Annotated in this window: 14 protein-coding genes and 1 tRNA gene; 8 read left to right on the top strand and 7 right to left on the bottom strand. The window is 67.6% G+C overall.

All coding sequences use genetic code 11. The features are described from left to right. From ACFPPA_RS10600 to trxB, 5 genes are all read right to left on the bottom strand, one after another. The coding region (locus tag ACFPPA_RS10600) for an autotransporter-associated beta strand repeat-containing protein (protein WP_377319733.1) at positions 1 to 3,121 on the bottom strand (3,121 nt) is incomplete at its 3' end. Between the two features lie 106 nt (positions 3,122 to 3,227). Then, complete coding sequence (locus tag ACFPPA_RS10595; RefSeq protein ID WP_377319732.1) at positions 3,228 to 4,040, bottom strand: sulfotransferase family protein; 813 nt, start codon at positions 4,038 to 4,040, stop codon at positions 3,228 to 3,230. A gap of 330 nt (positions 4,041 to 4,370) precedes the next feature. Then, complete coding sequence (locus ACFPPA_RS10590) at positions 4,371 to 5,537, bottom strand: GNAT family N-acetyltransferase (RefSeq protein ID WP_377319731.1); 1,167 nt, start codon at positions 5,535 to 5,537, stop codon at positions 4,371 to 4,373. Next, complete coding sequence (locus ACFPPA_RS10585; protein ID WP_377319730.1) at positions 5,534 to 6,790, bottom strand: DUF2254 domain-containing protein; 1,257 nt, start codon at positions 6,788 to 6,790, stop codon at positions 5,534 to 5,536. Before ACFPPA_RS10585 ends, ACFPPA_RS10590 begins: the two co-directional genes overlap by 4 nt. Before the next feature lie 105 nt (positions 6,791 to 6,895). Beyond that, positions 6,896 to 7,858, bottom strand: coding sequence for a thioredoxin-disulfide reductase (gene trxB, locus ACFPPA_RS10580; protein ID WP_377319729.1), 963 nt, complete (start codon positions 7,856 to 7,858; stop codon positions 6,896 to 6,898). Between the two features lie 221 nt (positions 7,859 to 8,079). Between trxB and ald the strand changes: the two genes are divergently transcribed. The 3 genes from ald (at position 8,080) to lolA (ending at position 12,267) form a co-directional block, all read left to right on the top strand. Next, positions 8,080 to 9,144: an alanine dehydrogenase gene (gene ald, locus ACFPPA_RS10575; RefSeq protein ID WP_377319728.1), complete on the top strand. Its 1,065-nt coding sequence runs from the start codon at positions 8,080 to 8,082 to the stop codon at positions 9,142 to 9,144. 30 nt (positions 9,145 to 9,174) lie between these two features. Continuing rightward, positions 9,175 to 11,502, top strand: coding sequence for a DNA translocase FtsK (locus tag ACFPPA_RS10570; protein ID WP_377320681.1), 2,328 nt, complete (start codon positions 9,175 to 9,177; stop codon positions 11,500 to 11,502). A 99-nt stretch (positions 11,503 to 11,601) separates the two neighbouring features. Then, positions 11,602 to 12,267 carry an outer membrane lipoprotein periplasmic chaperone LolA gene (lolA, locus tag ACFPPA_RS10565; RefSeq protein ID WP_377319727.1) on the top strand — a complete coding sequence of 222 codons (666 nt, stop codon included), beginning with the start codon at positions 11,602 to 11,604 and terminating at the stop codon, positions 12,265 to 12,267. A gap of 57 nt (positions 12,268 to 12,324) precedes the next feature. Here the strand turns inward: lolA and ACFPPA_RS10560 are convergent, their stop codons facing one another. Then, positions 12,325 to 15,369, bottom strand: coding sequence for a ligand-binding sensor domain-containing protein (locus ACFPPA_RS10560; RefSeq protein WP_377319726.1), 3,045 nt, complete (start codon positions 15,367 to 15,369; stop codon positions 12,325 to 12,327). 221 nt (positions 15,370 to 15,590) lie between these two features. Here ACFPPA_RS10560 and ACFPPA_RS10555 point away from each other — a divergent pair, with 221 nt between their 5' ends. Further along, on the top strand, positions 15,591 to 16,958 hold the full coding sequence (locus ACFPPA_RS10555; protein ID WP_377319725.1) for a replication-associated recombination protein A: 1,368 nt from the start codon (positions 15,591 to 15,593) through the stop codon (positions 16,956 to 16,958). A gap of 26 nt (positions 16,959 to 16,984) precedes the next feature. Here the strand turns inward: ACFPPA_RS10555 and ACFPPA_RS10550 are convergent, their stop codons facing one another. Continuing rightward, the gene (locus tag ACFPPA_RS10550; RefSeq protein ID WP_377319724.1) at positions 16,985 to 17,776 is read right to left on the bottom strand and encodes a DUF1499 domain-containing protein; all 792 of its coding nucleotides are present in this window, start codon (positions 17,774 to 17,776) and stop codon (positions 16,985 to 16,987) included. Positions 17,777 to 17,951: 175 nt separating this feature from the next. On the opposite strand from ACFPPA_RS10550, the gene ACFPPA_RS10545 reads away from it, so the two are divergent. From ACFPPA_RS10545 to ACFPPA_RS10530, 4 genes are all read left to right on the top strand, one after another. Continuing rightward, positions 17,952 to 18,530 carry a hypothetical protein gene (locus ACFPPA_RS10545; RefSeq protein WP_377319723.1) on the top strand — a complete coding sequence of 193 codons (579 nt, stop codon included), beginning with the start codon at positions 17,952 to 17,954 and terminating at the stop codon, positions 18,528 to 18,530. A 106-nt stretch (positions 18,531 to 18,636) separates the two neighbouring features. Next, positions 18,637 to 19,917 (top strand): serine--tRNA ligase, encoded by a 1,281-nt coding sequence (serS, locus tag ACFPPA_RS10540; RefSeq protein ID WP_377319722.1) that lies wholly within the window; start codon positions 18,637 to 18,639, stop codon positions 19,915 to 19,917. Beyond that, the gene (locus tag ACFPPA_RS10535; RefSeq protein WP_377319721.1) at positions 19,914 to 20,297 is read left to right on the top strand and encodes an LrgA; all 384 of its coding nucleotides are present in this window, start codon (positions 19,914 to 19,916) and stop codon (positions 20,295 to 20,297) included. The genes serS and ACFPPA_RS10535 overlap by 4 nt, the downstream gene beginning before the upstream one ends. A gap of 54 nt (positions 20,298 to 20,351) precedes the next feature. Then, positions 20,352 to 20,441, top strand: a tRNA-Ser gene (locus tag ACFPPA_RS10530). The last annotated feature ends 77 nt before the right edge of the window (positions 20,442 to 20,518 follow it).

The following is a 20,518-nucleotide window of genomic DNA, read 5'->3' as shown; positions in this document are numbered from 1 at the left end:
AGCCGGCCCCGCCACTGCTGCCGTCACCGACCCGGATCGCGGGAGCGATGCTGCCGTTGGCGACCAGGGTCAGCGCGTTCCCGTCCAGCACATAGCCGTTGGTCGCGAACTGCATGCCGGTCGTACTCATCGTCCCAGCCGTGTTGTCGACCGTGACGGTGCCGGCGGCGCCACCAAAGATCGCGAAGCCCGGCTGCGGCTGCATCGCCGTGGTAACGCTGCCAGCGGCATCGGTCCAGTTCTGCGAGGTGGCTGACCAGGTGCCGCTGCCGCCGCCAGACTGCGTGGACGAGGCCTGACCGTTGCCGTTCCAGAAGTCCACGATCAGACCTGTCGTGTTGAGCAGGTTGATCTGCTTGCTGCCGGTCAGCGTCTGAATGCTGAGGGTGCTGCCCGTCGGCACGGTGCCCAGGGTGATGCCGCCATTGGTTTCGGTCAGCGTGCCGCCGTAGCTGAACACGTTGTACAGACCCTGGCCAAAACCGGGGTCGGCAGCGACATTCAAGGTGGCGCCATTGAGCGTCAGATTGCCATCCACGACCACCTGGTCACCGGTGCCGGCGGTGCTGTAGTCGGAACCAGGTGCACCGAACTCGTAGTCGAGCATGGCGCCCTGCGCCACGGTCAGGTCACCAGCCACCGTCAGCGTGCCGATGCTGCCGCCCGGTGAGAGGTGCGCGCCGCTGGTGATGGCCATGTTGCCGCCGATGGTGCCGTGGCCGCCCAGGGTGGCACCGCTGTCGACGCCGACATTGCCGGCAATCGACGCCGTCGGGTGGGCGCTGTCGCCAACCAGCAAGGTGCCGGCGGCCACGGTGGTGTCGCCGGTATAGCTGTTGATGCTGTTGAGCAGCAGCACGCCACCGCCATTCTGCGTCAGCGTGCCGCCGCCACTGATGGCGCCTGCGAACGTCACATCGTCGGAGTGATCGAAGGCGAGGGCGCCGTTGTCGGTAACGTCGCCGGCGATCGCACCCGTGGTGCCGCCATTGCCGATCTGCAGGGTGCCGGTGCCGATCGTGGTGCCGCCGGTGTAGGTGTTGGTGCCGGTCAGAGTCAGCACGCCACTGCCGAGCTGGGTGAGGCTACCGCTGCCGCTGACGACGTTGCCGAAGGTCACATCATCGGAGCGGTCGAAGGCGAGGATGCCGTTGTCGGTGACGTTGCCGGTGATGGAGCCGGTGGTGCTGCCGTTGCCGATCTGCAGGGTGCCGGCGCTGATCGTGGTACCGCCGGCATAGGTATTGGCGCCGGTGAGAATCAGCGTGCCGCTGCCGAGCTGGGTCAGGCTACCGCTGCCGCTGATGACGTTGCCGAAGGTGACCGCATCGGAACGGTCGAAGGCGAGGGTGCCGTTGTCGGTGACGTTGCCGGTGATGGAGCCGGTGGTGCTGCCGTTGCCGATCTGCAGGGTGCCGGCGCTGATCGTGGTACCGCCGGCATAGGTATTGGCGCCGGTGAGAATCAGCGTGCCGCTGCCGAGCTGGGTCAGGCTACCGCTGCCGCTGATGACGTTGCCGAAGGTGACCGCATCGGAACGGTCGAAGGCGAGGGTGCCGTTGTCGGTGACATCGCCGGCGATCGCACCCGTGGTGCCGCCGTTGCCGAGCTGCAGCGTGCCGGCGCTGACCGTGGTGCCGCCAGCATAGGTGTTGGCGCCGGTGAGGATCAGCGTGCCGCTGCCGGCCTGGTTCAGGTTGCCGCTGCCGCTGATTATGTTGCCGAAGGTGACGACATCCGAGCGGTTGAAGGCAAGCGAGCCGTTGTCGGTGATGTTGCCGGCGACCGAACCGGTCGTGCCTCCATCGCCAAGCTCCAGGAAGGCTGCATTGTCGATGGTGGTGCCGCCGGTATAGGTGTTGGTGTTGGTGAAGTGCAGGAGACTTCTGAACAGGATGTCGACGCTGCCGCTGCCGGAGATCACGCCGGATACAGTGAAGTCGTCGTAAATGGCGTTGAAGGTGAGCGCTGACGCATTGCTGTCGAGCTTGATCGCATTGCCCAGGGTCAGGCCGCTGTTCCTGTTGACGATGGTGGCTCCGGCGCCAGCATCCAGTTCGAGGTCTCCGTTGATGGTCGAGCCGGTCTGCAGGTAAAGCAAGTTGCCGGTGCCGCTGAACTCGATGGCATCGGCCTGCGCACCGCTGCCACCGGCCAGGCCGCCGCTGATCGTGCCGCTGTTGGTGATGGTGGTATTGCCGCCGGCATAGATGCCCACGCCGCCCGCGCCGATGGATGCACCGGAACCAGCGGAACCACCGTTGCCGCCGGCAATCGTGCCCGTATTGATCAAGCTGCTGGCGTTGTTCATCAGCACCCCTGCGCCGCCGCCACCACCAGCGCCAGCGCCACCGCCGCCGCCGCCGCCGCCAAGGGCACCGCCACTGCCACCTTTGCCACCAGTAATGGTGCCACTGCTGTTTAGCGAATAGCCCGCGCCGAGCAACGCGCCCGCGCCGCCACCGCCCGCACCGCCGCCGCCGCCGTAGAAGCTGGCGGAGCCACCATTGCCGCCATTGCCGCCGCTGACTGCCCCGCTGTTGGTAGTGCTGCTACCGACCGAAAGGCCCAGGCCGCCACCGCCGCCGCCGCCGCCGCCACCTCCGCTATAGAAGAGGCCTCCAGCGCCGCCACCGCCACCGCCACCGATGCCGGCCGTGCTCAGGCCGCCGCCAGCGCCGCCGCCGCCGCCGCCGTAGTAATTGTTGCCGCCACTTCCGCCGTTGCCACCGCCGGTACTTACGCCGCCACTGCCACCGCTGTGGGTGCCTCCACCGCCACCACTGCCTGCGGTACCACCGCCAGCAGCGCCATTCGAGCGATAACCGCCAGATCCGCCGTTGTTGATGCCAGGGCTGCTGCCGCTACCGCCAGTACCTGCGGAGGACCCACTTCCGCTGCCTCCATTCCCGCCGTTGGTGGCCGCCAGCACCGACCCGCTGCTGATCGCCAGTCCGAGCGTCAGCGCGACCGCGCAGGCTTGCGCCAATGGCCGGCGGCGCAGCGCGTGGCTGCCACTCTGCTGATCGCCGGATTCGCCGCGCGGTGCGTGCGCAAGCTCGGACGCTACCTGCAGCACGCGCATTGTGCGGTTCCAGACCAGACGATAGATACGGTTCATGTGTATTGCCCTGCAGTTTCAATGGTGAATGCGTGCCATCAGAGCGCGCGGACGGCACCGGCAATGCGCCGGTTGTCGTTGAGGGGGTGTCTTCGTCGGGGGCGGGTTACACGATGCGCACTTGGTGCGGATTGAGCTCGGGGTCGCGCCAGAACGCGTCGTTCTCGAAGCGGCGGAACAGGTCCGGCGGCAGGATGGTGGGCCGTTCCAGCGCGGCTACGCGCGGGCGTACCGCGTGCAGTCCCGGTGTACCGGCGCGGTCGTCGAAGCCCTGGTCGTCGAAGCTGACATTCTCGAAGTCGTGCGGGGCAGCCGGTTCGCCAATGAAGTCGTATACCGCGGCCAGCGCGCGTGCGGGGTCGCTCACCAGGGTTTCGTATTGCAGCAGCATCAGGTTGGCGCTGTCGGCACCGAAGTAGGCTTCCTTCAATGCGTTGTAGGCGAAACCCACCATGCCATCGCCGCCCACCAGGCCCTCGGTGCGTGAATACACCGTGCCGCCTGGCAGGTAGTTGAAGATCGACGACGGCTGGAAGGCGTTCTGGCGGACCAGCCGCTCGATGCTGTCGACCACCCATGACACATGGCGCACGCAGGCGATGACGCGTGCCTGCGGGAACAGCGTCTGCAGCGCGCGCAACTTGGTGCACCACAGGCGACTGGTGTCGAAGATCACGTCGGCGCGGGTGTCTGCGCCGTAGTAGCTGTCGAACAACCCCTGCAGTACTCGTTGTCGCTGCTCGTCGCTGATGAACACCGAGAATTCGTTGCGCCCGCTCATCTCGCCCAGGAGGGTGTTGAACAGGCCGCCGACGGGGCCGCTCATGCCGGCTTGAAAGCGGGGATTCTGGCGCAGAAGGCCTGCGAGAAGGGTCGAGCCCGACCTGGGCAGGCCCGAAATGAAATGGACAGGACGCAAGAGTTACCCCGGATGGATTTCGCTTATGCCGAGTGGAGCAAAGTCTGTGCCATGGCATCGCGAAAGCGTGAATAGTGCTTCCCACTATCCGGCCATCGGGGAATGCAGGCAAGCGCGCAGGTGTGACGACGGTGAGCGGCGGCATGTGACGCGGGGGTGGAACAAGTGACCCGCCTGCAGTCGGGTATCGGCGTAGCCCACTACGAGATTTGGCGCGTCAGGCCTGCAGATCCAAAGCAGCGTGAGCTCTCGAATCAGGCATTCATGGCGCGAGCCTTTGCCATGATCCGGATGTGCGAAGGGACTCGGCGGCTTCATGGAGTTGAGGAATCACTCTTCGGCGCGTTCGACGTGGGCGTAAGGGTTGTGCGCCTCGAGCTCTTCCACGTAGTCGTCGACGGCCAGCGCCTCACGCGCAAGCGCCTGGGCCACGGCCTGCCGGAACCCCTCATCGGCCAGGTAGTGCCGCGATTGGGTGCGCACCGGCACGAAGCCGCGCGCCAGCTTGTGCTCGCCCTGGGCGCCGGGTTCGAAGCGGGTCAGCTGGTGGGCGATCGCGTGCTCGATGCCGCGGTAGTAGCACAGCTCGAAATGCAGGCCGGGCACGTCCACCGACGCGCCCCAGTAGCGTCCGTACAGCACGCCGCCGCCCTGGATGAACAGCGCCATCGCGACGATGCGCTGTTGCGCGTCCCGGGCCAGTGCGACCTGGGCGATCGGGCCCAGCTCGCCCAGGCGCGTGAAGAACGCCGCGGTCAGCGCCGCGTGGTTGCCCTTGGCATCGAAGGTGGCCTCGTACAGCGCGTGCAGCTGCTGCCACTCGTCGGGGCCGAGTGTCTCGCCGCTGCGCCATTCGATCGTCAGGCCGCTGGTCTCGACCTGGCGGCGTTCGCGCAGGATGTTCTTGCGCTTCTTGTGGTTGAGCGCAGCGAGAAACCCGGGGAAGTGTCGGTAGCCGCGGTTGTGCCAGTGGAACTGCACATCCGAACGCGCCAGCCACTCCGGGTCGAACGCCGCCGCCTCCGTTTCATTGAGGAAATTCGCATGCACCGAGGACAGCCTCATCCGCTCCGCTTCGCCGCGCATCGCCGCGACCAGGACCTGCTGCAACATCGGCGTGCGCGGCGTGCTGCCGGCGAGCAGGCGCGGGCCGGGTACCGGCGAATAGGGCACGGCGTTGAGCAGCTTCGGGTAGTACTGGCCGCCGGCGCGTTCCCAGGCGCTGGCCCAGCTCCAGTCGAACACGAATTCGCCGTGCGAGTTGCCTTTCAGGTACAGCGGTGCGGCGGCGACCAGCCGATCCGCCTCGTACAGGCCCAGGTGATGCGCCTGCCAGCCCCAGTCGGGACGCACGCAGCCGGTGTCTTCCAGCGCGGACAGGAACGCATGCGAGACGAACGGATTGGCATCCGGGCGCAGTGCATCCCACGCCGCCGCGGTGATCTCGCCGAGGCTGGCGTGGAAGCGGACCATCAGTGTCTCGCTGTGCCTGCTCATCGCGAGCCACCGCGCCAGCCGGCGATGTCGAGCAGCCGCTGCTGGTCGCTGTCCAGGCTCAGCCGCTTCGCGCTGAACTGCAAGGCCCTGCCGGTCTGTGCCAGCGCAGCCGCGCGGTACGGTGCGTAGCCCAGCTGTCCCAGGGTGGCCAGCGACTTGTGCAGCCGGATCGCCACTTCGAGCAGGCCGGCGGAGTCGCGCACGAGCGGCGCGTAGACGTCCTCGAAAAAATCGCCCTCGTCCAGAGCGCGCACGTGCACGCGGGGATAGCGCAGCTCTTCCGCCGGTGTCGTCTGGCGCGCTTCGGCCCATTCGCACAGCAGCCGCGTCACCGTGCCGATGATGTCGATCGCGGTGCCGGGATCGTTGATGGCGGGCGACAGGGCGCGTTGCGCGATTTCGGTCAGCACCACCAGGCCGAAGCGCGGATCCTGGTCAAAGTCGCGCAGATCGTCGACCACGAAGGCGTCGGCGATTTTCGCGGCGAGTTCCTCGTCGACCGGTTTCGACAACCGGGCAATCACCTGGTCGGGAGTGATGAAGCTGCCGGCGGCCACCCCGGTCCACAGCTGGATGTCCCCGCTGTCGGCCAGGCGCTGCAGGCGCTCCACGTCGATGTAGGTGATGTAGCCGATCCGGCGGCTGAAAATGCCGATCGCGTCCGCTGGAAGCTCGCCATGCGGACTGGCATGCAGCCACGGTGCCCGGGCCAGCGGTTTCATGGCTTCGCGAGTGGCGCGCTCGACCCGGTCGATGGTTTCGCCGACCCGGCCCAGCCGCGAGATCTGGTCGATCCAGCGCAGCAGGGTGACCACGATCATCACGATGATCATGATCGTGGCGGCGAACAGGATCAGCCGCCCGCTGTCGCCGTAGACGCCGGTGCTCAACGCGATCAGGCCGACGATGCTGAACAGGAATGCGCCGATGAAGCTGGCCAGTGCGCTCTGCGAACCGGAGTCCTCGATCAGCAGGGTGGAGGCGCGCGGCGTGGCGTTGCTGCTGGCGGCCGCGTAGGCGGCGACCATGGTGGAGAGCGAGAAGGTCGTCACGGCCAGCATGCTGGAGGCGAGGATGCCCAGGATGTTGCCCACCGCCGCGGCGCCGATCTGCGCGGCGACGCCCGGCGGGATCAGCGGCTTGGCGACCGCGCCGATCAGCGCGCTGGCCACGCCGAAGGCGCCGTACAGGGCCGAACGGAACCACAGCCGCCGGGTGATCCTGACGATCAGCAGTCGCCACGTGGCATTCATCGCGGGGCTCCGTCGCTCATGCGTCGATTGTGCCGGGCGGGCATGTGAAACGCCGGTGTCGGCGGCGCGCGGCCTGCGCCGAGGCAGGCCGCGACGGCACGAGCATCAGGCGGCCGGGGTCTGCTGGTCGAGCCAGCGCTCGGCATCGAGTGCGGCCATGCAGCCGAAGCCGGCCGAGGTGACGGCCTGGCGGTAGACATGATCGGCGACGTCGCCGGCCGCGAACACGCCCGGTACCGAGGTCATCGTGGCCATGCCGGCCAGGCCGGTCTTGATCTTGATGTAGCCGTCGTGCATGTCGAGCTGGCCCTCGAAGATGCCGGTGTTCGGCGTATGCCCGATCGCCACGAAGAAGCCGGTCGCCTCGATGTCGCGGGTCACCCCCGAATTGACGTCCTTCACGCGCACGCCGGTGACGCCGGTGTTGTCGCCCAGCACCTCGTCGATGGTGTGGTTCCAGACCAGCTCGATCTTGCCCGCGGCGGCCTTCTCGAACAGCTTGTCCTGCATGATCTTCTCGGCGCGCAGCTTGTCGCGGCGATGCACCAGGTAGACCTTGCGGCCGATGTTGGACAGGTACAGCGCTTCCTCGACCGCGGTGTTGCCGCCGCCGATCACCACCACGTCCTGCTCGCGGAAGAAGAAACCGTCGCAGGTGGCGCAGGCGGACACGCCCTTGCCCTTGTATTTCTCCTCGCTGGCGATGCCCAGGTACTTCGCGGTGGCACCGGTGGTGATGATCAGCGCGTCGCAGGTGTATTCGCCGGAGTCGCCCTTGAGCCGGAACGGGCGCTGGCCCAGATCCGCCGAATGGATATGGTCGAAGATCATCTCGGTGTTGAAACGCTCGGCGTGCTCGGCCATGCGCTTCATCAGCGCCGGGCCCTGCAGCCCCTCGACGTCGCCCGGCCAGTTGTCCACGTCGGTGGTGGTCATCAGCTGGCCGCCCTGCTGCAGGCCGGTGATCATGGTCGGCTTGAGGTTGGCACGGGCCGCATACACCGCAGCGGTGTAGCCGGCGGGGCCGGAGCCGAGGATCAGCAGGCGGCTGTGTTTGGGGGTGCTCATGACAGGTATAATCCTTGGGTTTGCTGGTGACTTGGCTGGTTATTCGCTCCAACCCCCGCGACGGTTTCGTCGAGACCGTAGCAGGTGGTGACGCCAGAGCGCACGATCCCCGGAAGAATGGGGAATACGCAGGGCCGATTCAAGTCACCGGCAAATCAACGACACCACCGCGGCGGTTGAGCGATGGATCCACAACGTGCTCCCACAGGATTTCTTTCTCCATGCGTATCGGTATCCCCTCCGAAACCAAGACCCTTGAAGGTCGTGTTGCCCTCGTTCCCGCCGCTGCCGCCGACCTGGTGCGCCGTGGCCATGAAGTGTTCATCCAGGCTGGTGCGGGCCTGAAGAGCGGTTTTTCCGATGAGGCCTATGTCAACGAAGGCATCACCGTGGTGGCCGATGCCGCCGCGCTGTACGAGGCCGGCGAACTGATCGTCAAGGTGAAGGAGCCGGTCGCCGGGGATCTGGCGCTGCTGAAGAAGCACCACCTGCTGTTCTGCTACCTGCACCTGGCCGCCGAGCCGGAGCTGACCCGCAGCCTCCTCGACATCGGCCTGACCGGCGTGGCGTTCGAATCGGTGGAAGAGGGCGGTGCCCTGCCGCTGCTGCTGCCGATGTCGGTGATCGCCGGCCGCATCGCCACCCAGATCGGTACGACGCTGCTGCACCGCCCGCAGGGCGGCAAGGGCAAGCTGCTGGGCGGCATGGCGTCGACCCCGCGCGGCAAGGTGGTGGTGCTCGGTGCCGGCGCGGCCGGTGGTGCCGCGGCATCCCTGGCGGCGGCCGCCGGTGCCAACGTGGTGGTGTTCGACAAGCGCCAGGATCGCCTCGCCGAGATGATGGCGATGGGCCCGAACGTCACCGCGCTGTACGCCTACGAGTCCAGCGTGGCCGAGGAAGTGCACGATGCCGACATCGTCGTCGGTGCGGTACTGGTGCCCAGCGCCAAGGCGCCGCGAGTGGTCACCGAGGCGATGGTCAGGACGATGGAGCCGGGCAGTGTGCTGGTGGACATCGCCATCGACCAGGGCGGCTGCTTCGAGACCTCGCGTCCCACCACCTGGAAGGAACCGACCTATGACGTGCACGGGGTCACCCACTTCTGCGTGACCAACATGCCGGGTGCGGTGCCGCAGACCTCGTCGCTGGCGATCTCGGCGGCGATCCTGCCGTACGTGCAACGTCTGTCCGCCGGCAACGAGTGGCGCGAGTTCGAGCCGCTGCGGGTCGGCATCAATGTCGACGGCGGCAGGCTGGTGCATCCTGCGCTGCAAGGTATGCTCTGACCCTTGGCAGGCAGGAAGGGGGCACCCAAGGTGGCGCGCAGCGCGAATGTGAAACAACAACCGAGGGAAGGTCTCAGCGAGGAGCTCAAGCGCCGGCTGCGTGAAGCCGGCGCCCTGCTGCTGCTGCCACTGGCGCTGTACCTGCTGGTGTGCCTGTTCAGTTACAACGCGCATGACCCCAGCTGGACGAATGCCGGCCAGCTGCAGCATGCGCACAATTTCGGCGGCACGGTGGGCGCCTATGTCGCCGACCTGCTGCGCTGGATCTTCGGCCTGGTGGCGTATTGTTTCCCGCTGCTGCTGCTGTTGCTGGGCGTGCAGGTCCTGCGCCAGCGCGACCAGCAGGTGGTGCACCCGTGGGAGCCGGCCCTGCGTCTGATCGGGTTCGTGTTCTTCTTCATCACCGGTCCGGCCCTGCTGTATCTCAATTTCCACGATGAACCGGTGTTGCCGCAGGGTGTCGGCGGCATCATCGGCGTGTGGGTCGGCGATGCCCTGCTCAGCGCGTTCGGCGCCAAGGGCGCGCCGTTGCTGCTGCTGGCGATGTTCCTGATCGCGGTGACCCTGGCCACCGGGCTGTCCTGGTTCGGGCTGATGGACTGGACCGGGCGCGCCGTGTTGCGGCTGGCCGGCTGGGTCAGGAGCAAGCTGCACCAGGCGCCGCAGTTGCTGGCCGCGCGGCAGGCGCGGACCGAGCGCGAGGTGGTCAAGAAGGCCGATGCCGTGCGCCAGGCCAAGCGCGAGCCGGTGCGCATCGAGGCGCCGCCGGCTCCGGTGGTGAAGAGCGAGCGGGCGCGGCTGGAGACCCAGATTCCGTTGTTCGTGGGTGCCGCTACGCCAGGCGAATTGCCGCCGCTGTCGCTGCTCGACGAAGCGCCGCCGCAGGGCCCGGGCTATTCCGAGGAAACCCTCGAGGTGCTCTCGCGCCAGGTCGAGTTCAAGCTGAAGGACTTCAAGATCGAGGCCAAGGTGGTCGGCGCCTATCCGGGCCCGGTGATCACCCGTTTCGAGATGGAGCCGGCCCCGGGCATTCGCGGTTCGCAGGTGTCGAGCCTGGACAAGGACATCGCCCGCGGCCTGTCCGTGGTCAGCGTGCGCGTGGTCGACGTGATCCCGGGCAAGAACGTGATCGGGCTGGAGATTCCCAACACCCGCAAGCAGATCGTCTACCTCTCGGAGATCCTGCGTTCGGACAAGTACGACCAGCTGAAGTCGCCGCTGGCGCTGGCGCTGGGCAAGGACATCGGCGGCAAGCCGGTGGTGGTGGATCTGGGCAAGATGCCGCATCTGCTCGTTGCGGGAACAACAGGATCAGGCAAGTCGGTGGCGGTCAACGCGATGGTGCTGAGCCTGCTGTACAAGGCCAGCCCGAAAGACGTGCGGATGATCATGATCGACCCGAAGATGCTGGAGCTCTCGGTGTACGAGGGCATCCCGCACCTGCTGGCGCCGGTGGTCACCGACATGAAGGAGGCCGCCAATGCCCTGCGCTGGTGCGTGGCCGAGATGGAGCGCCGCTACAAGCTGATGTCCGCGGTCGGCGTACGCAACCTCGGCGGTTTCAACAAGAAGGTGCGCGACGCCGAGAACGCCGGCCAGCCGCTGCTCGATCCGCTGTTCCGGCCGAACCCGGAGATGCCGAACCTGGCCGCCGAACCGCTGGAGCCGCTGCCGTACATCGTGATCATCATCGACGAGTTCGCCGACATGATGATGATCGTGGGCAAGAAGGTCGAGGAGCTGATCGCCCGCCTGGCGCAGAAGGCGCGTGCCGCCGGCGTGCACCTGATCCTGGCCACCCAGCGCCCGTCGGTGGACGTGATCACCGGCCTGATCAAGGCGAATATCCCGACCCGCATCGCGTTCCAGGTCTCCAGCAAGATCGACTCGCGCACGATTCTCGACCAGAGCGGTGCCGAGGCGCTGCTCGGCCACGGCGACATGCTCTACCTGCCGCCCGGCACGGCCACGCCCGAGCGCGTGCACGGCGCCTTCGTCGACGACCACGAGGTGCATCACGTGGTCGCCTGGCTGAAGTCGCAGGGCGCGCCGAACTACATCGAGGGCGTGCTGGAGGAAGTGCAGGCCACCAGCGACGGCAAGTTCATCAACGACGCCGGCCTGCCGCTGGAAGGCGAGGAGGGCGGCGGCGACGCCGACACCCAGCTGTACGACAAGGCCGTCGCCATCGTCACGCAGACCCGGCGCGCCTCGATCTCCGGCGTGCAGCGGCATCTGCGCATCGGCTACAACCGCGCCGCGCGCCTGGTCGAGCAGATGGAACAGGACGGTGTGGTCAGCTCGCCGCAGCACAACGGCAACCGCGAAGTGCTGGCACCGCCACCGCCGAAGAACTGAAGTGGCCAACGGGCAGGAGCGCACGGGGCGCGTTCCTACAGCCCGGTTAAGCCAATGCCCCCCACAATGGCGCCCCATGACCACGTTCCAGGGATTCCGATGAAACGCCTGCTGCTTGCCTTGTCCGCCCTCGTGCTGATGTTGTCGCTGAACCTGCCGGCGCAGGCCGCCATGGGCCCGGCGCGGGCGCGACTGGATGCGTTCGCCACGGGCCTGCATTCGCTCACGGGGCATTTCAGCCAGTCGCTGACCGATATCAACGGCCAGTCCAGCAAGAGCAGCTCGGGCACCCTGGTGCTGCTGGCGCCGCGTCAGTTCCGCTGGGACACGCTGGCGCCGTACAAGCAGACCATCGTGGCCGACGGCAGCCGGGTGTGGATGTACGACCCCGAGCTGGAGCAGGTCACCGTGCGCGTGCAGAGCACCGAGGAGGCGCACAGCCCGCTCACCGTGCTCACCGACATCAAGCAGCTGGACAAGGACTTCAAGGTCAGCGAGCGGGGCGAGCGCGACGGACTGCTCTGGCTGCGGCTGACCTCGACCAGCAAGGATCCGCAGTTCGATTACGCCGATCTCGGTTTCGACGCGAACGGCCTGGCGCGGATGACTTTCCGCGATCAGCTCGGCTCCACCACCGACATCCGTTTTTCCGACTGGCAGCGCAACGTGCCGATTCCACCGGCCACGTTCAACTTCGTGCCGCCCAAGGGCGCCGACGTCATCGGCGATGCGCCGGTGATCACCACCCGGCCGTTGCAGGACTGATCGCGCCACGCCGATCCGGCCGCCGCCAGGCGTGCCGGCAGCGGTTCGGCCGACGGCTCAATCCGCGCTGACGCAGCGGTTGCGGCCCTGGTGCTTGGCTTCGTACATCGCGGTGTCGGCGCGTGACAGCCACTGCTCGATCGACTCGCCCTCGCGCAGTGCCGCCACGCCGATGCTGACCGTGACCGAGATCGTCTTTCCGTCCTGCACCACCGCAGTGCGGGCCAGGGTCTCGCGAATGCGTTCGGCGATCTCGGTCGCCTGCGGCAGGCTGGTGTCGGGCAGGCACAGCACGAATTCCTCGCCGCCGTAGCGCCCGACCAGGTCGTGCTGGCGGCAGTGCTGCCTGACCACCTCGATCGTGGTGCGGATCACCGCATCGCCGGCGAGGTGTCCGTAGGTGTCGTTGATCTGCTTGAAACGATCGAGGTCGAACAGCGCGATGCAGATGGAACCTTCCCGGCCCAGTGCGTGCTGCTGTCCGGCCAGCTCCAGAAAGCGCCGGCGGTTGTAGGCACCGGTCAGTCCGTCGGTCGCGGCCAGTTCGTCCAGGCGCCGGTTGGCCGCGCGCAGGTCGCGGGTCTGCTCGTCGATCCGTCGCTGCAGCCGCGTGGCCTGTCGCCTGAGGTACAGCGTGCGCAGGTGAACCAGCACGACGACCAGTGCGATCAGCAGCAGCACGGCGACGATCCGGCTCAGCGCGGTCTCGTACCAGCGCGGCGTGACCACCAGCTGCAGGCTGGTCTCGGTGGTGCGCGGCTGCATGCCGTGGGTGCGGGCGCGCAGGCGCAGGCGGTATTCACCGTGCGGCAGATTGGTGTAGTTGGCGCTGGGCGGGGCACCCCGGGGTAAATCGACCCAATCCTCGTCGAGGCCGTCCATCCGGTAGCTGTACGAGGTTTCCTTCGGGGCCTGATAGTCGAGCAGGGAGAAATTCACGCGCAGGTTGCGGCTGCGCTGGTCCAGCTGGATCGTGCCGCCAGCGTGCGGAAGCTTGCCGAACGGGAGCTCCACGTCGTTGATCGCGACGTTGGTGACCGCCAACGGCACCGCGGCCGCCCTGGGCGGCTGCCAGTCCGGCCGGATCACGGTGAGTCCGCCCAGGCCGCCGAACAGCAGCTCGCCGCCGGGCGCCCGTGCGGCCGCGGCGGCATACAGGTAGCTGGGGATGTGCAGGCCGTCACGAGGGCCCAGGTTGCGCACCGCACGGGTGTCGCCGTCGATCACCGACACGCCGTTGGAGGTGCCGACCCAGACATGCCCGAGGTCATCGCCGAGCACGCTGCTGACCTTGTCGCTGCCCAGTCCCTGGGCCATGCCGATGCTGTCGAAGCGCAGTGGTTGGCCGGACGCGGGCGGATCGAGCACGCCCAGGCCGCCGAAGGTGGCGACCCACAGCCGTCCCTTGCCATCCTGCGCGACGGAGTTGACGTAATTCTGCGGCAGGCTCGAGGGATCGTCGCCGCGCCGGATCAGGTTGCGAAAGCCGCGGCGATCGCGCGTGTTGCGGGCGATGCTGATGCCGTGGGTCGTGCTGTACCACCAGGTCCTGCCGATGTGGGCGATCTGCCGCACGGTATCGCTGACCAGGCTGGTCGGGTCCTTCGGGTCATGCCGGATGTGATCGAGCACGTGGCTGCGGATGTCGTAGCGATACACGCCGTCGTAGGTGCCGATCAGCAGTCGCGTACCGTCGCGTTGCAGGCTCAGCACCGGGATGTTTTCCAGGGCGGGCAGGACCGACGAACGGATCTTCATGCTCGCCGGGTCGATCCGCGCCAGGCCTTGCGTGCCGACCCAGATCGAGCCGTCCGCCGCTTCGACGAAGGCCTGGATGTCGCGATGGGTCTGGCTGCCGCCCAGCTGCAGGTGCCGCATGCGACCGGCCGCCAGGTCGATCACGTCGATCCGGCCCGAGCCCAGCCCCAGCCAGATCAGCCCCCGCGAATCGACGTAGATGCCGCGCACGCTGGTATCGCTCAGCGCATTCGGTTCCAGCGGCGAGGGCAGCAGCGAAAACGCCGTGCGGGCGTTCGGGTTGGTGTGGGCGAGACCGAGGTCGGTCGCCACCCAGATATTCGCCGAGCGATCCTGCAGCAGCGCCCGCACCGAGTCGCCCGGCAGCGAGGAATCCATCGCGGCGTCGTGATCGATCCGCTGCACCCGGGCGTCGCCCGGGGCATAGGTGAGCACGCCCGCGCCATCGGTGGCGATCCACATGGTGTCCGGCGCGACATCCAGGAACGCGCGTACCGTGGCTTGCTGGGCGCCGCGCTGGTAGCCGCTGAACCCCGGCAGCGTGTGCCATTCGCCATCGGGGTCGCGATACACCGCGCCCGCCTGGCCGCTGCCGGCCCACAGCCGGCCGGCGCGATCCTCGCGGATCGCCCAGATCTGGTTGGTCAGCACCGTGGCCACGCTGCCGGCGGGATGTTCGGGCCGCACGAAAGCCGATGTCCCCGCATGGCGCACGAACAGCCCGTTGTCGTTGCCCAGCCACAGGTTGCCGGCGCGATCCTGCATCACGCTGAAGTTGCGCGGCGCGGTGTCGGCTCCGGTCTTCAGCTGGCGGATCGTGTTGCTGCGCAGGTCCAGATGGTCCAGGCCCTGATCGGTGGCGATCCAGACACCGCCGGCGTGATCGTCGGCGAGCGCGTAGATCTTGCGGTCCGAGGTGCCGGTCGGGCCGGTCGGGTAGGTCCGGAACCGGGCGGTGGCCGGATCGAAGCGCGCCAGGCCCAGGGCATTGGTGCCGATCAGCAGGCCGCCGTCGGGCAGCGCCAGCAGGCTGCGCACGTAGGCGTCGGGCAGCCCCTTGCCTTCGCCGCCACGGGTGTCGAACACCTGGGTACGGTAGCCGTCATAGCGGGCCAGCCCCACCATGGTGCCCACCCACAACAGGCCCTGCCGATCCTGGGCCAGCGCCGTGATGATCGATGGCGGCAAGCCTTCGCTGCTGGATACCTTGTCGAACCAGGGCGCCTCGAACGGCGTCCACGCCGTGTCGGTGGCGGCGTGGCTGGCGCCGATCCGGAAAAGCAGCAGGAGCAGCCCGGCCAGGCTCGGCCAGAAGCACCCCATGCCGCGTCGCCGCGTATTCATGCCACGCGCGATCTGTCGACTGGATCCGTCCAGGTGCGAGTTGCCGAGATGCGCCTTCGGGCGCAACAAACGGGCGTGTTCACCATCACTTGCGTACTGCCCCCCGGCCGTACATCGCGGAACAGAGCCGCGACGAAGACGCATCATAGCGGCAAACCCCGCGCGTCCTGACGCAGCCGGCGTGGATGAAGCCGCCGCGGGGCATGCCGTATCATGCCCCGATGCCCCGTTCCGTCACACCGTCCGCCCCCGGCCTGTTCGCCGAGCCCGATGCGCTCAAGCCGCTGGCCGAGCGGATGCGCCCGCGCAGTCTCGACGAGATCGTGGGCCAGCAGCGCCTTGTGGGACCCGACAAGGCGCTGCGGCGGGCGCTGGAGGCGGGCAAGATCCACTCGATGGTGCTGTGGGGGCCGCCCGGTTGCGGCAAGACCACGCTGGCCCTGCTGGTGGCGCGTTATGCCGACGCGGACTTCCGGGCGATCTCGGCGGTGCTGTCCGGCCTGCCGGACGTGCGCAAGGCGCTGGCCGAGGCGGAGGTCAATTTCGCCCAGGGTCGGCGCACCGTGCTGTTCGTCGACGAAGTGCACCGCTTCAACAAGACCCAGCAGGATGCGTTCCTGCCGCACATCGAAAAGGGCGTGATCATCTTCATCGGTGCGACCACCGAGAACCCCTCGTTCGAGCTGAACTCCGCGCTGCTGTCGCGCTGCCGCGTGCACGTGCTCGAGCCGCTCTCGACCGACGACATCATCGCCGCGCTGAAGCGTGCGCTGGGCGACAGCGAGCGCGGCCTGGGCGAGCTGCAACTGCAGGTCGGCGACGACGCGCTGGACTCGATCGCCCAGGCCGCCGACGGCGACGTGCGCCGCGCGCTGACCCTGCTGGAGATCGCCGCCGAACTGGCCGACCATGATTCATCGGGGCCGGGACACATCGACGACGCCACCCTGAGCCAAGTGCTGGCCGACCGCACGCGCCGTTTCGACAAGCAGGGCGAGCAGTTCTACGATCAGATTTCGGCGCTGCACAAGTCGGTGCGCTCGTCCGATCCGGATGCCGCGGTGTACTGGCTGTGCCGCATGCTCGACGGCGGGGTCGATCCGCTGTACCTGGCCCGGCGGATGACCCGCATGGCGGTGGAGGATGTCGGCCTGGCCGAGCCGCGCGCCTGGCGCATGGCGCTGGATGCATGGGATACCTACGAGCGCCTGGGCAGTCCCGAAGGCGAACTGGGGCTGGCCCAGCTGGCGATCTGGCTGGCGATCGCGCCGAAGAGCAACGCCGCCTACATGGCCTACAACAAGGCCCGCGCCGCGATCCGCGAGGGCGGCACGCTGGAAGTGCCGATGCATCTGCGCAATGCGCCCACGAAATTGATGAAAGGCCTGGGCTACGGCAAGGGCTACCAGTACGACCACGATGCCGAAGGCGGCATCGCGCTGGACCAGCAATGCCTGCCCGACGCCCTGGTCGGCACCGTGTTCTACGAGCCGGTCGAGCGCGGGCTGGAAACCCAGCTCAAGGAAAAGCTCGACGCGCTGCGCGTCAGCCGCAAGCGTGCGCGGAAGGATCCTGCCGCGCGGTCATGAGTCCGATCCGGCCGGCGCGCGGTCGATCAGGTGCCGGCGCGGCCCAGCCGATGCTTCAGCCGTTCGGTAAAGCGGCGGATGCGCGCCGCATTGGCGCCCACGTCGCTTCCGCCCAGGCGCGACTCCGAGCGGATATCCAGCCGCGACCCGCTGCCCTCGGGACGCACCCGGATGACGATGTCGTCCTTGAAGCCGAACCAGTGCGTGGTCGCGGTGGCTTCCAGCCGCCCGGCATCGGCTTGCTCCGCCACGATCTGCCACCCCATGGCCAGGGCAGTCTCGTGCGCGGCGGCCAGCACCTCGGCGGCGGCGTGCGCCAGATGCAGCGGCTGGATGTCCGGGTAGGCCGCGGACTGCTGGGCGGCAACCTCGGCACCGCCGTAGACCGGTGAATTGGGCGCCTTCGCGCGCAACGGCAGGATGGCCTCGAACTGCGGCGGGTCGACGGTATCGGTGCTGATGTCGTGAATCGCCGGCAGCGAGCGGGCCTTCCTGAGCAGCAGCCACGGTGGCACGAAGGCGAAGGCGCCCAGCAGCAGGCCGAACATCGCGTAGAGCGCGTAGCGTCGATGGCGTGCGAGCAGCGTCAGCGCGATCGCCACCAGTGAAACCGCCACTGCGGCGAGACCGCCGATCGCACCGAGGCGGATCGTGCCGAAGGCGCGGCTCAGACCGATCAACCCGTGGCGATAGGCCGGCCCGGGCAGCAGCACCGCCAGCACGGCCAGCACACCGAGCGCGGTGCCGAGGCAGGTCATCGCCAGCGACCATCGCCGCAGCGCATGGCGGGGTGCGGAACCGTCGGTCGCTGCATTCATGCGGGTTGGTCCTTTCGTCGCGGGTGGATGGAGATGTCTCGTCATTATGCGCATGTCAGGCCCGGACGTCCGCCATTGGCGACGATGGAACCGGCATCGTCCGCTGCTGCGTTCGCCCTTGCCTGTGCCACACGACGCGACATAAATTGCATTGTCATCAAGGGAGGGGCAGACCATGCGCGTACTGATAGCAGGCTTGATCGGCGGCATCGTGATGTTCATCTGGGGCGTGACGGCGCACATGGCGCTGGGCCTGGGCTCGGTGGGTTTGAAGCTTCCGGTCAATGAAAACGTGGCGCTCAGCGGCCTGCAGGAAGGGCTGGGCGGGCAGGCCGGGGTGTACCTGCTGCCCTCGCTGGACCCGAAGAAGATGCATGATCCGGCCGAGGTCACGGCCTATTCGGTCAAGGCCATCCGCTCGCCGTATGCCTGGGTGGTCTACCAGCCGCGGGGCACCGACATGATGCAGATGGGGCCGCAGATCGGGCGGCAATGGGCGTCGGACACGCTGTCGGCGCTGGCGCTGGCGTTCGTGATGGGGCTGGCCGGGCTGGGCTTCCGCCGGCGCCTGGCGATAGCGGCCGCCGCGGCGGTATTCGCCTGGCTCGGTACCTTGCTGCCGTTCTGGAACTGGTACCGCTTTCCGCTGGATTTCACCCTGGCCGCGCTGGCCGAGCAGTTGATCGGCTGGCTGCTCGCCGGTGCCGCGATGGCCTGGTGGCTGGGTCGCAGCGAGCGCAAGCTGGCCCGTTGAAGCGGGCGATGTGCCGGGCGGCGGCGTCCGGCCGCCCGGTATTCATTGCGGCGATTGCCGCCCGGCAGCGATAATTCGCAGTTCAAGCCTTCATCTGGACTCGACCATGCTGGATCCCGCACTGCTGCGCTCGCGCCTCGCCGAAACCGCCGCACGTCTCAAGGACACCCGTGGCTTCATGCTCGACGTCGCCACCCTCGAGACCCTGGAGAGTTCGCGCAAGCAATTGGCGATGCAGACGCAGGAGCTGCAGAACCTGCGCAACACCCGTTCCAAGGCGATCGGCCAGGCCAAGGGCAAGGGCGAGGACGTGGCGCCGCTGATGGCCGAGGTCGCCGAGATGGCCGACCAGCTCAAGGCCAACGAACAGGCGCTGGCCGAGGTGCAGGCGAAGCTGGCCGAGATCGCCTCGGGCATCCCGAACATTCCGCACGAGTCGGTGCCGATCGGCAAGGACGAAAGCGACAACCTCGAAGTCAGCCGCTGGGGCGCGCCGCGCGCATTCGCGTTCGCGGTGAAGGATCACGTCGAACTGGGCGAACGCCACGGCTGGCTCGATGGCGACGCCGGCGCCAAGCTGTCCGGCGCGCGCTTCACCGTGCTGCGTGGCCAGCTCGCCCGCCTGCATCGGGCGATCGGCCAGTTCATGCTCGACCTGCACACCGGCGAACACGGCTACCTCGAATGCAACGTGCCGGTGCTGGTCAACAGCGACAGCATGTACGGCACCACCCAGTTGCCGAAGTTCGAGGAAGACCTGTTCGCCACCCAGGTCGGTGATACCAAACGCTACCTGATTCCCACCGCCGAAGTGGCGCTGACCAATCTGGTGCGCGACACCATCCAGGACGCCGACGCGCTGCCGCTGCGCTTCACCGCGCACTCGCTGTGCTTCCGCGCCGAGGCCGGCAGCTACGGCCGCGACACCCGCGGCATGATCCGCCAGCACCAGTTCGAGAAAGTCGAGATGGTGCAGGTCGCCCGCGCCGAGGACTCCTACGCGCAGCTCGAGGAAATGGTCGGCCACGCCGAGGCCGTGCTGCAGAAACTCGACCTGCCGTACCGCAAGCTGCTGCTGTGCACCGGCGACATGGGCTTCCAGTCAACCAAGACCTACGACCTCGAAGTGTGGCTGCCCAGCCAGCAGACCTATCGTGAAATCTCCAGCTGCTCCAACTGCGAGGACTTCCAGGCCCGCCGCCTGCAGGCCCGCGTGCGCAATACCGAAAGCGGCAAGCCCGAACTGGTGCACACCCTCAACGGCTCCGGCCTCGCCATCGGCCGCACCCTGATCGCCGTGATGGAGAACTACCAGAACGACGACGGCTCGATCACCGTGCCCGACGTGCTGCGCCCGTACATGGCCGGGCTGGACCGCATCGCATGAACCCCGCGGCGCCGACGCCGGGTTCGTGGAGCAAGGTCGAACGCGTCGCCAGCCTGTGCCTGATCAGCAGCTTGCTCGCCTTCATCGGCAGCCGGCTGATCTTCGCCGTGTGGTGGCCGATGCACCCCGTCGACTTCATCCTGTCGTCGCTGGCCGTCGCGCTGCTCACGGCCAGCTTCTGGTTCGCCGCCCACCGCCGCAACTGGCGCATCGCCGTGATCGCCTGTGCCAGCGCCACCCAACTGCTGCCGATGCTGCTGCGCGAACCGATCCTGCTGCTGCCGATCCTGGGCGGCCTGATCCCCGTTACCATCCTTTTCGCCAGCCTGCTCGCGTTGTCGAAGAAGGACCGCAATATCCGCCCACCGCAACGTTCCTGATAAACTCCGTGCCGCTGTGGTGCCACGACGTGCCACGGCAAGACAACAAGTTCTGGAGAGATGGCCGAGTGGTTTAAGGCACCGGTCTTGAAAACCGGCGAAGGGTCAAACCTTCCGTGGGTTCGAATCCCACTCTCTCCGCCAGATACGCAAAACGCCCTCGTGTAGGGCGTTTTGCGTTTTTGATGGTGACGACTGGGTGACAGCCCGCCGGGTTCGAC

This window comes from Rhodanobacter ginsengisoli, assembly GCF_042657065.1.
GTDB lineage: Bacteria > Pseudomonadota > Gammaproteobacteria > Xanthomonadales > Rhodanobacteraceae > Rhodanobacter > Rhodanobacter ginsengisoli.
Note: the sequence above shows the minus strand (reverse complement) of the source record. Positions and strands in the feature narration are given on the sequence as shown.